At 72.5% G+C, this 12,021-nt stretch carries 9 protein-coding genes; 6 read left to right on the forward strand and 3 right to left on the reverse strand.

Annotated elements, in window-relative coordinates; genetic code table 11:
• Positions 1-4: 4 nt before the first annotated feature.
• The 3 genes from ACF1CT_RS01615 (at position 5) to ACF1CT_RS01625 (ending at position 3,207) form a co-directional block, all read left to right on the forward strand.
• A complete protein-coding gene (locus ACF1CT_RS01615; protein ID WP_391781725.1) occupies positions 5-1,708 on the forward strand; it encodes an ATP-binding protein in 1,704 nt (567 codons plus the stop codon).
• Positions 1,705-2,379, forward strand: coding sequence for a response regulator (locus ACF1CT_RS01620; RefSeq protein WP_391781726.1), 675 nt, complete (start codon positions 1,705-1,707; stop codon positions 2,377-2,379). Before ACF1CT_RS01615 ends, ACF1CT_RS01620 begins: the two co-directional genes overlap by 4 nt.
• Positions 2,380-2,568: 189 nt before the next feature.
• On the forward strand, positions 2,569-3,207 hold the full coding sequence (locus ACF1CT_RS01625; protein ID WP_391782156.1) for a helix-turn-helix domain-containing protein: 639 nt from the start codon (positions 2,569-2,571) through the stop codon (positions 3,205-3,207).
• Between the two features lie 373 nt (positions 3,208-3,580).
• Here ACF1CT_RS01625 and ACF1CT_RS01630 read toward each other — a convergent pair whose 3' ends face one another.
• Complete coding sequence (locus ACF1CT_RS01630) at positions 3,581-4,606, reverse strand: ATP-dependent 6-phosphofructokinase (RefSeq protein WP_391781727.1); 1,026 nt, start codon at positions 4,604-4,606, stop codon at positions 3,581-3,583.
• Between the two features lie 468 nt (positions 4,607-5,074).
• On the opposite strand from ACF1CT_RS01630, the gene pta reads away from it, so the two are divergent.
• From pta to pyk, 3 genes are all read left to right on the forward strand, one after another.
• Positions 5,075-7,204 (forward strand): phosphate acetyltransferase, encoded by a 2,130-nt coding sequence (gene pta / locus ACF1CT_RS01635; RefSeq protein ID WP_391781728.1) that lies wholly within the window; start codon positions 5,075-5,077, stop codon positions 7,202-7,204.
• Between the two features lie 53 nt (positions 7,205-7,257).
• Entirely contained in the window at positions 7,258-8,475 is a 1,218-nt protein-coding gene (locus ACF1CT_RS01640; protein WP_391782157.1) for an acetate kinase, read from the forward strand.
• 74 nt (positions 8,476-8,549) lie between these two features.
• The gene (gene pyk / locus ACF1CT_RS01645; RefSeq protein WP_391781729.1) at positions 8,550-9,980 is read left to right on the forward strand and encodes a pyruvate kinase; all 1,431 of its coding nucleotides are present in this window, start codon (positions 8,550-8,552) and stop codon (positions 9,978-9,980) included.
• A gap of 85 nt (positions 9,981-10,065) precedes the next feature.
• Here pyk and ACF1CT_RS01650 read toward each other — a convergent pair whose 3' ends face one another.
• Together ACF1CT_RS01650 and ACF1CT_RS01655 are read right to left on the reverse strand one after the other, a co-directional pair.
• Entirely contained in the window at positions 10,066-11,382 is a 1,317-nt protein-coding gene (locus ACF1CT_RS01650; RefSeq protein WP_391781730.1) for a hypothetical protein, read from the reverse strand.
• Positions 11,372-11,947 carry a DUF6114 domain-containing protein gene (locus ACF1CT_RS01655; protein WP_391781731.1) on the reverse strand — a complete coding sequence of 192 codons (576 nt, stop codon included), beginning with the start codon at positions 11,945-11,947 and terminating at the stop codon, positions 11,372-11,374. Before ACF1CT_RS01655 ends, ACF1CT_RS01650 begins: the two co-directional genes overlap by 11 nt.
• Positions 11,948-12,021 lie beyond the last annotated feature (74 nt).

Consider the following 12,021-nt stretch of genomic DNA (forward strand, 5'->3'; position numbering starts at 1 on the left):
AACCATGCGTCTCCCCCGTACCCGCCCGCGCAGCCTGGCCGGGCAGCTCTTCGCCATGCAGGTGGTGCTGGTGGCGGCCGTGGTGGCGGGGTGCGCGTTCTTCGCCTACGCCTCCGGTCGCGAGCAGGCGGAGGAGACCGCGGCCCGGCAGGTGAGGACGGCGGCGCTGGCCATCGCGAACGCCCCGTCCGTACGCGAGGCGGTCCGCACCCCGGAACCGTCCGCCGTGCTCCAGCCGTACGCGGAGCGGGTCCGCAGGGACACCGGGATCGCCTTCGTCACGATCATGTCCCCGCAACGCGTCCGCTGGACGCACCCGGACACCGACCGGATCGGCGAGGAGTTCCTCGGGCACACCGCACGGGCGTTGCGCGGTGAGACGTTCACCGAGACGTACACGGGCACGCTCGGGCCCTCGATCCGCGTCGTCACCCCGATCCGGGACGGCGGAAGGGTCACCGGCCTGGTCAGCGCGGGCATCACGGTCGACCGGGTCTCGTCCCAGGTGCGGGCGCAGCTGAAGGCGCTGGGGCTGGCGGCGGGCGGGGCGCTGGCGCTCGGCGGCGTCGGCACGTTCGTGATCAACGCCCGGCTGCGGCGGCACACGCACGGCATGAACGCCGCCGAGCTGAGCCGGATGCACGACTACCACCAGGCCACCCTGCACGCGGTGCGCGAGGGGCTGCTGATGCTCGACGGGCGGCGCAGGATCGCGCTGATCAACGACGCGGGCCGGGAACTGCTCGGTCTCGGGCCGGACGCGCTCGGGCGCCGGGTGGCCGATCTGGAGCTTCCGGCGCCGCTGACCGGTGCGCTGCTCGCCTCCGAGAAGCGGGTCGACGAGCTGCATCTGACGGCGGACCGGGTGATCGTGGTCAACACCCGTCCGGTGGTGGGCGGGGAGCGGCGCGGCACCGTCGTGACCCTGCGCGACCACACCGAACTCCAGGCGCTTTCCGGCGAGCTGGACTCCGAGCGGGGGTTCACGCAGGCCCTGCGGTCGCAGGCGCACGAGGCGGCGAACCGGCTGCACACCGTCGTCTCGCTGATCGAACTGGGCCGGACCGGGCAGGCGGTCGGGTTCGCGACCGCCGAACTGGAGCTGGCCCAGGCCCTCACCGACCGCGTGGTGGGCGCCGTCGCCGAGCCGGTACTGGCGGCCCTGCTGCTGGGCAAGGCGGCGCAGGCGAACGAACGCGGGGTGGAACTGGTGCTCACGGACGACAGCCTGATCGACGACGGTGCGCTGCCCGCGGCGCTGCCGGACCGGGACCTCGTGACGATCCTCGGCAACCTGATCGACAACGCGGTGGACGCGGCGTCGGAGGCGGCGACCGCCGGGCCGGGCCCCGCCGCCGTCCCGGAGCAGCGGTGCGCGCCGGAACCCCGGGACGCGGCGCCGGACCGGACCGGCCGGGCCCGCGTCACCGTCACGGCGCTCACCGGGGAGGACGAGGTGCTGCTGCGGGTCACCGACACCGGGCCGGGGATCGACCCGGTGGACGCCTCCGAGGTCTTCGACCGCGGCTGGTCGACGCACGGCGCGGGCCGCGGCATCGGCCTGGCCCTGGTGCGGCAGGCGGTGCGCCGCAACAACGGGACGGTGGAACTGGACCGGGGACCGGACGGCGGCGCCCGCTTCACGGTGCGTCTGCCGCTGACGGCCGGCGGCCGGGCGGGGCACGACGCCGGGGAGGTGGTCGCATGATCCGGGTGCTCGTCGTCGAGGACGATCCCGTCGCCGCGGACGCGCATCAGCTGTACGTGGGCCGTGTTCCCGGCTTCGCGGTGGCCGCGGTCGCGCACTCGCGCGCGGAGGCGGTACGGGCGCTGGACCGCACACCGATCGACCTGCTGCTCCTGGACCTGTACCTGCCCGACGGCCACGGCCTGCACCTGCTGCGCTCGCTGCGCGCGGCCGGGCACGCGGCGGACGTCATCGCGGTGACCTCGGCACGCGATCTGTCAGTGGTCCGGGAGGGGGTGTCGCTCGGCGTCGTGCAGTACGTGCTGAAGCCGTTCACCTTCGCCACCCTGCGCGACCGGCTGGTCCGCTACGCCGAGTTCCGTGCGGCGGCGGGCGAGGCGAGCGGCCAGGACGAGGTGGACCGTGCGCTCGGTGCGCTGCGCGCCCCGCAGCCGTCCCGGCTCCCGAAGGGGTTGAGCGCCCCGACGCTGGAGGCCGTGACCCGTGCCCTGCGCGCCGCGCCCGACGGGCTGACGGCGGCGACCGCCGGGGCCGGGCTCGGGATTTCGCGGATCACCGCGCGCCGGTATCTGGAGCATCTGGTGACGGTCGGGTGCGCGGTGCGCAGCCCGCAGTACGGTCAGGTAGGGCGACCGGAGCTGCACTACCGGTGGGTGGATCGGGGGCGCTGACCCCCGTGCCGGCGTAGGACGTTCCTACGAGCCGGGATATCGGCGGAACGCACCGTGGTCGCACGGCCCGGCGGCTCCTACGGTGGGGCCGTGCCCCCCTCCCCGCGCCCCGGCTCCCGGTCCCCGGACTCCCCGGACTCCCCGCCCTTCGACGCCACCGCCGCGCGCCGTCTCCGCGAGGCCCTGGGGATGCTGCCCGGGCATGTCGCGTACGGTCTCGGCGCCCAGTACGGGCTCCGGATCGACACCGGGACCGTGATCGCCTGGGAGCGCGGGACCGCCGTCCCGACCGAGTACGAACTCACGGCGCTGGCCGGGGTGTTGTGGTGCTCGCCGGGTGAACTGCTGACCGCCGCGCGGACCCTGCGGGAGCACCGGGTGGCCCGGCGGCTGTCCGCGACGGAGCTGGCGCGGCTGGTGGGGCTGACGGCCTCCGCGTATCTGCGCATGGAGAGGTCGGGGCGCTGGCGCGGCAACGAACGCCAGTCGGCGGCTCTCGTCGAGGTGCTGGAGCTGACGCCCGCCGGATTGGTGACGGTGTCCGGCCGTGACGAGGAGCTGGCGGAGCTGCTGCGGGGCGCGGTCACGACGCGCTGGCAGGCACAGGTCCGGCCGGTGGCGAAGCTGGTGCCGCTGGAGCGGGGGCTCCTGGTGGACGTGCTGGAGCGGTTGCACGCCGACTACCAGGCGCTGATGGTGTCGACGCTGAGCTGGGGAGGCGGGGGCGGGGAGCGGGCCGGGGCGACGGGTGACGCGGGGCGGGCGTTCCTGGCGCGGATCCTGGAACGCTTCTGGCGGGCGGCGGGGGTGGTGAGGGCGGACGGCTGAGAGCCTGTCGGGTGGCCTTCGGCCGGGAGGCGGACGGGGCGTGGTGCGTGCGGTTCCAGGGCGCCGGGAGGGCCCGGTGGCGGAGCTGCCCGGTCGTTCCGGCAACGCCGGAGGCACGCGTGCCAGGACGTGGCCGCCCGGTCAGAGGCCACCCGACAGGCTCTGAACCGCCGGACCGGTGTCGGCGACACGGTCGGGACCGGCTCGCCGGCCTCACGACCTCGCCGGCCGAGGTGCGAGCCGGGCGGGGCGAGCGCCGACGGCGGCCCCGGCCGTCCACGGGGGACGGCCGGGGCCGCCGGGCGCGTCATGTCCAGGTCACGGCACCGCGCGGTGGCGGGCCGTCCCGCGTGCCGGGAAGCACGCGGGGGGTTCAGAAGACCGACTCGGCCTCGTCCATCCGGTTCTTGGGAACCGTCTTGAGCTGGGTGACGGCGTCGGCGAGCGGAACCATCTCGATGCCGGTGCCGCGCAGCGCCGTCATCCGGCCGAAGTCGCCGCGGTGCGCGGCCTCCACCGCGTGCCAGCCGAAGCGGGTGGCGAGCACCCGGTCGTACGCGGTCGGCGTCCCGCCGCGCTGCACGTGGCCGAGGATGACCGGCCGTGCCTCCTTGCCGAGCCGCTTCTCCAGTTCGATGGCGAGCCGGTTGCCGATGCCCTGGAAGCGTTCGTGGCCGTACTGGTCGATCTCGCCCTTGGCGTACGGCATGGAGCCCTCGGCCGGGTGCGCGCCCTCGGCGACGCAGATGACCGCGAACTTCTTGCCGCGCGCGAAGCGCTCCTCGACCATCGTGACCAGATCGTCGACCTCGAAACGGCGCTCGGGGAGGCAGATGCCGTGCGCGCCGCCCGCCATGCCGGACTCCAGCGCGATCCAGCCCGCGTGGCGGCCCATCACCTCGACGACCATGACCCGCTGGTGCGATTCGGCGGTGGTCTTGAGGCGGTCTATGGCGTCGGTGGCGACGCCCACCGCCGTGTCGAATCCGAAGGTGCGGTCGGTGGCGGAGATGTCGTTGTCGATGGTCTTGGGGACACCGACGACGGGCATGCCCGCGTCCGACAGCATCCGAGCGGCGGTGAGGGTGCCCTCGCCCCCGATCGGGATGAGCGCGTCCATGCCGTAACGGCGACTCAGTTCGGCGCAGTTCTCGGCGGCCTCGCGCAACCGGTCGCGCTCCAGCCGGGCCGAGCCGAGGATGGTGCCGCCGCGGGCGAGGATGCCGCTCACCGCGTTGAGGTCGAGCGGGCGGAAGTGGCCGTCGAGCAGCCCCTTGAACCCGTCCTCGAAGCCGATGACCTCGTCGCCGTGACCCACCACGGCACGGTGCACGACCGACCGGATCACTGCGTTCAGGCCCGGGCAGTCGCCGCCTGCGGTGAGAACTCCGATGCGCATCGTGCTGTATCTCCTGCTCGCTAGTGCCGTGTCCGGCAAGGTCTGCCGGGTGGCCCGCGGTGTCCGGTACGGCGCGTCGCGGGTCGCGGGCACGCCCCGCGTACCGGATGCACGCGGGCCGTGCGACAACGCGGCGAGGTGCCGTGCCGGGCGTCGCGGGCCGGTGAACCCCGCCGGTCGCAGCACGGGTGCTGTGGCCGTGTGCGGCGGGTGTGGAACCAGGGGCTCCCGCGACCATGAGCCACGACGATTGTCCCACGTCTGGTCTGGACCTCACCGGCTCACCCGTTCCGGGGACGCCCGCACGGGTGTTTCGCCGAACGCCGCGGCGATTCGGCCCCCGGTCCGGGCACGGTCCGACGGCCGCCGACGCGGCCCCCTCCTCCGGTGGGCGGCGTCCGCGCCACCACGGGTATCGTCAACATCGCAATGCCATCCCAAACCGCACATATGGACGGGAGAGCACACGTGACGCGCAGCGTGTACGTGACCGGGATCGACCGGGGAGACGGCCGACAGGTCGTCGATCTGGGAGTCATGGAACTCCTGACGCGTCAGGTTGACCGGGTCGGGGTGTTCCGGCCGCTCGTCCACGACGGGCCCGACCGGCTGTTCGAGCTGTTGCGGGCCCGCTACCGGCTCTCCCAGGACCCCGCGTCGGTCTACGGCCTCGACTACGAGGAGGCGTCCGCGCTCCAGGCCGAGCAGGGTACCGACGAACTGGTCTCCCGGCTCGTCGACCGCTTCCACGAGGTGGCCCGGACGTACGAGGTGGTGCTGGTCCTCGGTACCGACTTCGCCGCCACCCAGCTGCCCGACGAACTGGCGCTCAACGCCCGTCTCGCCAACGAGTTCGGCGCCTCGGTGATCACGGTGGTCGGCGGCCGGGGCCAGACGGCGCAGTCCGTGCGCGCCGAGACCCGCAACGCCTACCGCGCCTACGCCGGACTGGGCTGCGACGTCGTCGCCGTGGTCGTGAACCGGGTGACGGCCGCGGACCGGGACGCCGTGGCTGAACGGCTGTCCGCGCAGTTGCCCGTGCCCTGTTCGGTGCTGCCCGACGACGCGACGCTCTCCGCGCCCACCGTCGCGCAGATCACCGCGGCGCTCGGCGGCACGGTGCTGCTCGGCGACGATTCCGGGCTGGCCAGGGACGCGCTCGACTTCGTCTTCGGCGGCGCGATGCTGCCGAACCTGCTGAAGGCGCTGACGCCTGGCTGCCTGGTGGTGACGCCCGGGGACCGTGCGGACCTGGTGGTCGGCTCGCTCGCCGCGCACAGCGCCGGGACCCCGCCCATCGCGGGGGTGCTGCTGACCCTGGACGAACGTCCCGGCGAGGAGATACTCACCCTCGCCGCACGGCTCGCACCCGGCACCCCGGTCGTCTCCGTGGCCGGCGGCTCCTTCCCCACCGCCGGGGAACTCTTCGCCCTGGAGGGCAAGTTGAACGCGGCGACGCCCCGCAAGGCGGAGACCGCGCTGGGCCTCTTCGAGCGCCACGTGGACACCGGTGCGCTGCTGGACCGGATCTCGGTGGCCCGCAGCGGCCGGATCACCCCGATGATGTTCGAGCACGAGCTGCTGGAGCAGGCACGCGCCGACCGGCGCCGGATCGTCCTGCCGGAGGGCTCCGAGGAACGCGTGCTGCGCGCCGCCGACGTACTGCTGCGCCGCGACGTCTGCGATCTCACGCTCCTCGGCGAGCCCGACGTCATCCGCAAGAAGGCCGCCGACCTCGGCATCGACCTCGCCGCCACCCGGATCGTCGACCCGCAGACCTCCGAGCTGCGCCTGGCGTTCGCCGAACGGTACGCGCGACTGCGCGCGCACCGCGGCGTCACGGCGGAGCTGGCGTACGACGTGGTCGCGGACGTCAACTACTTCGGCACCCTGATGGTCGAGGAGGGGCACGCGGACGGGATGGTGTCCGGGGCGGTGCACTCCACCGCGGCGACGATCCGGCCCGCGTTCGAGGTCATCAGGACCAGGAGGGCCGGACAGGGCGCGGCGGCGGACGGCGAGCGGGCGGCGGCGGACGCGTCGATCGTGTCGTCCGTCTTCTTCATGTGCCTGGCCGACCGGGTCCTGGTGTACGGCGACTGCGCCGTCAACCCGGACCCGGACGCCAGGCAGCTCGCCGACATCGCGGTGCAGTCGGCCGCCACCGCCGCCCGGTTCGGTGTGGAGCCGCGGATCGCGATGCTGTCGTACTCGACGGGCAGCTCCGGGTCGGGCGCCGACGTGGACAAGGTGCGCGAGGCGACGGAGCTGGTCCGGGCGAGCCGGCCGGATCTCCTGATCGAGGGCCCGATCCAGTACGACGCCGCGGTGGACCCGGGCGTCGCCGCGACGAAACTGCCCGGCTCCGAGGTGGCCGGCCGGGCCACCGTGCTGATCTTCCCGGACCTGAACACCGGCAACAACACCTACAAGGCCGTGCAGCGCTCGGCGGGCGCGGTCGCCGTCGGGCCGGTCCTCCAGGGGCTGCGGAAGCCCGTCAACGACCTGTCCCGGGGCGCACTCGTGCAGGACATCGTGAACACCGTGGCCATCACGGTGATCCAGGCCCAGGCCCAGGGCGAGGAGCTCACCGCATGACCGCCCCGAGCGCGCACGGCTCGTCCCACCCGACCGCGGAAGGCCCCTCCCGCATGGCTGCGTATCGCGTACTCGTCCTCAACTCCGGCTCCTCGTCGGTGAAGTACCAGCTCCTGGACATGAGCGACCATTCCCGGCTGGCGTCCGGGCTGATCGAACGCATCGGTGAGGAAACGTCCCGACTGGTGCACACGCCGCTGATCGGCGGAGGGGCCGAACGCCGCGAGCGCACCGCCCCGATCCCCGACCACGAGGCCGCGCTGAAGGCGGCCGCCGAGGAACTGGCGGCCGACGGACTGGGGCTGGACTCCCCCGCGCTGGCCGCGATAGGGCACCGGGTGGTGCACGGCGGGCTGCGGTTCACCGAACCCGTGGTGATCGACGACGAGGTGCTGGAGGAGATCGAACGCCTGGTCCCGGTGGCCCCGCTGCACAATCCGGCGAACATCCTCGGCATCCGTACCGCGCGGGCGCTGCGCCCGGACCTGCCGCAGGTCGCGGTCTTCGACACGGCGTTCCACACCACGATGCCGGAGTACGCGGCCCGGTACGCGATCGACACCGAGGTTGCCGACGCGCACCGCATCCGGCGCTACGGCTTCCACGGCACCTCGCACGCCTACGTCTCCCGCAAGGCCGCCGAACTGCTGGGGCGCGCTCCCGAGGACGTCAACGTCATCGTGCTGCACCTGGGCAACGGCGCCTCGGCGTCGGCGGTGGCGGGCGGCCGGTGCGTGGAGACCTCGATGGGGCTCACGCCGCTGGAGGGGCTGGTGATGGGCACCCGCTCCGGCGACATCGATCCGGCCGTCACCTTCCACCTCAAGCGGATGGCGGGCATGTCGACGGACGAGATCGACGAACTGCTGAACAGGCGGAGCGGCCTGGTCGGGCTGTGCGGCGACAACGACATGCGGGAGATCCGGCGCCGGGTCGAGGCGGGCGACGAACGCGCGGCCCTGGCCTTCGACATCTACGTGCACCGGCTGAAGAAGTACATCGGCGCCTATTCGGCGGTCCTCGGCCGGGTGGATGCCGTGGTGTTCACGGCGGGGGTCGGGGAGAACTCGGCGCCGGTGCGGGAGGCTGCGATCACCGGTCTTGAGGAATTCGGCCTGGCGGTCGACGCGGACCTGAACGCCGTGCGGTCCGGCGCACCCCGGCTGATCTCACCGGACTACGCGCGGGTGGCGGTCGCGGTGGTGCCGACGGACGAGGAACTGGAGATCGCCGTTCAGACCTTCGCACTCGTCGGACAGAGCCACAACTGAGCACCCCCGCGCCCCTTTGTACCTTCCGCCAGACGGAATATTCCGCTGCTGAACAAACCGATAGGATCCGCCTCATGCGCCGTTCCAAAATCGTCTGCACACTCGGTCCCGCCGTCGACTCGCACGAGCAGCTCGTCGCTCTGATCGAGGCCGGCATGAGCGTGGCCCGCTTCAACTTCAGTCACGGCAGCCACGAGGAGCACCAGGGTCGTTACGACCGGGTCCGCCGCGCCGCCGCCGAGACCGGCCGGGCCATCGGTGTGCTCGCCGACCTCCAGGGCCCCAAGATCCGTCTGGCGAAGTTCGCCGAGGGGCCCGTCGAACTGGTCCGGGGGGACGAGTTCACCATCACCGCGGAGGACGTGCCCGGCGACAAGTCGATCTGCGGCACGACCTACAAGGGTCTGCCCGGGGACGTCGCCAAGGGCGACCCGATCCTGATCAACGACGGCAACGTCGAGCTGAAGGTCGTCGCGATCGAGGGCCCGCGGGTGCGGACGATCGTCATCGAGGGCGGTGTCATCTCCGACCACAAGGGCATCAACCTGCCCGGCGCGGCGGTCAACGTCCCGGCGCTGTCCGAGAAGGACGTCGAGGACCTGAGGTTCGCGCTGCGGATGGGGTGCGACCTGGTGGCGCTCTCCTTCGTGCGCGACGCGAACGACGTCAAGGACGTCCACAAGGTGATGGACGAGGAGGGCCGCCGGGTCCCCGTCATCGCCAAGGTGGAGAAGCCGCAGGCGGTCGAGCACATGGAGGGCGTCGTCATGGCGTTCGACGGTGTGATGGTCGCCCGCGGCGACCTTGCCGTCGAGTATCCGCTGGAGAAGGTCCCGATGGTGCAGAAGCGCCTGGTGGAGCTCTGCCGACGGAACGCCAAGCCGGTGATCGTGGCGACCCAGATGATGGAGTCGATGATCACCAACTCGCGCCCGACCCGCGCCGAGGCGTCCGACGTCGCCAACGCGATCCTGGACGGCGCGGACGCGGTCATGCTGTCCGCCGAGTCCAGCGTGGGCGCGTACCCGATCGAGACGGTCAAGACGATGTCGAAGATCGTCGTCGCCGCCGAGAACGAACTGCTCTCCAAGGGCCTCCAGCCGCTGGTGCCGGGCAAGAAGCCGCGCACCCAGGGCGGTTCGGTGGCCCGCGCCGCCTGCGAGATCGCGGACTTCCTGAACGGCAAGGCGCTCGTCGCCTTCACCAAGTCCGGTGACACGGCCCGTCGGCTCTCGCGCTACCGCGCCGCCCAGCCCATCCTGGCCTTCACCACGGACGAGTCCACCCGCAACCAGCTCGCGCTGAGCTGGGGCGTCGAGGCCCACGTCGTCCCGCACGTGGACAACACGGACGCGATGGTCGACCTGGTCGACGCGGAGCTGATGAAGCTCGGCCGCTACAACGAGGGCGACACGATGATCATCACGGCCGGCTCGCCCCCCGGCATCCCCGGCACCACCAACATGGTGCGGGTGCACCACGTCGGCGGCGGCGACCGCGACTGACGCGACCGTACGCACCACGAGGCGGTGGGCCGCACTCCCCGAAGGAGTGCGGCCCACCGCCTCGTGCGTGGTCCGGCCGGTCCGGTCAGCCGGTGCCGCCGGTGAAGTAGTTGTGCAGCCCGGGTACCTTGAGCGTCCCGCCGAACTGCCCGGCCTGGGTCACCTTGACCTTGGTGAAGAAGGCGAAGGGCACGTTGAGCGGCGGCGGGCTGTGCGGGCTGAACGTGACCGGGATGAGGCCGAAGAGATTCCCCTTCAGCTCCTCCGTGTACATGGTCACCGTGCCGTGGCGGATGGTGGACGTGGAGCCCTTGCGCGCCTCCACGTGGGCCGTGGTGCCGATGGGGCCGACCGTCGTCTGGTGCAGGTCCTTGATGTCGACGGAGCTCGCGGTGAACTTCAGCACCTTCTTGATGGTGCCGTCGTACGTCTTCACCTCGACGATGCCCTTGTAGTCGAGCCCGCCGAGGGTGAGCAGCGAGCTGTTCAGGATCCACGGGTCGGTCGGCAGCAGCGGCACCCCCGTCTCCAGGTCCGCCGCGGCCAGTGCCTCGGGGTCGGGCGTCGGGCACGGGAAGCGCGGCTTGGCGCCGTCCGGGATGTCGTCGTCCTTCTTGGCGTCGAGTCCCTTGACGCTCTCGTCGAGCTCCTCGACCGGCTCGCCGGCCTGCCGCGCGGCCTCGCGGATGGCGTCCGCGGTCCCGTCGGCGGTCTCCTTCGCGGTGTCCGCGGGCTTCTTCGCGGTGTCCGCGGGCTTCTTCGCCGGGTCGGCGGAGTCGCTCCGCGACGGCTCCGGGGGCTCGGCGGTCGCGGACGGCGACGGCTCGGCAGTCTCCTTGCCGGGGATGCCGAAGAGGTCCCTCAACGCGTCCCCGACGCCCAGCGGATCGAGCGGATTCCTCGACTTCGTGGGGGTGGGGGTGGCGCTCGGCGAGGCGGCCGAGGAGTCGGCGGCCCTCGTCCCGTCCTTCACCCCGTCCGTTGTCCCGCCGCCCGGCGTCCCGTCCGGTGTAACGGACTTCGCCGTGCCGGTGGCCGACGGGGTCGTGGTGGGCTTCGGCGACTCGCCCTCGTCCTTGCCGCCGGAACCGGTGGTGGCGGACGGCGACGGGGACTTCGTCTCCGACGCGCTCGGGGAGGGCGACTCGCCCGGCTCGTCGGAACGGGTCACACAGGGGCCGGGGGCGAAGGGGATGTCCGCGTTGTCGTCGGCCAGCGCCAGCTTGGGCGTCAGCCCCATGCCCACGAAGACCGCCGTCGGCATCGCGGCGAGGGCGATGGCCTTGCCCGCGGGGATGTGCAGCTTCGTCAGCAGCGACTTCCTGGGGGCCGCGTGACGCGGTCCGTTTCTCGTCCGGGCGTCCTCCCCGGTCGAGTTCAGCTCCCTCTCGTCACCCCGCACGATGCCTCCCGCCGTCGGCCTCGACTGTCGTGTCGTTCTGCTCAGGCTGCCCCTGGGACACCCCCGCCTCGTGGAGGTCCGGGCCGGTCTCCCGCGTTCTCGCGCCGGCGCCCTCGGACGCCGCGTCCCGCGCGCCGGTGTCCGGGAAGCCGGGCTCCGGCTCGACGGGCTCGCCCGGAGCCCAGGAGACGGAGAGCGCACCGCCGAGCAGGGCGAACAGGAAGCCGATCAGGAAGCCACCGATATTGGCGACCGGTATGGAGATCAGCGCCAGCAGGATCGCGGCGACACCGGCGAACACCCGCACGATGTGGTGGAACCACATCGTGAGGCCGAGCGTGATCAGCAGCACCCCGATGATCAGCGACCCCGCGCCGGCCGTCGTGGACATCGCCAGTGTGATGTTGCCGAGGTGCATGTTGGCGTACGGGAAGTACGCGATGGGCAGACCACCCATCATGGTGAACAGGCCCGCCCAGAACGGCCGGTCACCCCGCCAGGTGCGGAATCCGCGCCGCCAGGCGCGGAGGTAGTGCTCGTTCTGCCCTGTGGACTCGGGGCTCATGGAAAACAGCTCCCTGGAACCGGTACTGCTGTGAGAAGTGAAAGGGTGGGCGGCCGGAGGCCCATGGCGGGCAC

Source organism: Streptomyces sp. NPDC014734 (genome assembly GCF_043083325.1).
In the GTDB taxonomy this organism is placed as follows: domain Bacteria; phylum Actinomycetota; class Actinomycetes; order Streptomycetales; family Streptomycetaceae; genus Streptomyces.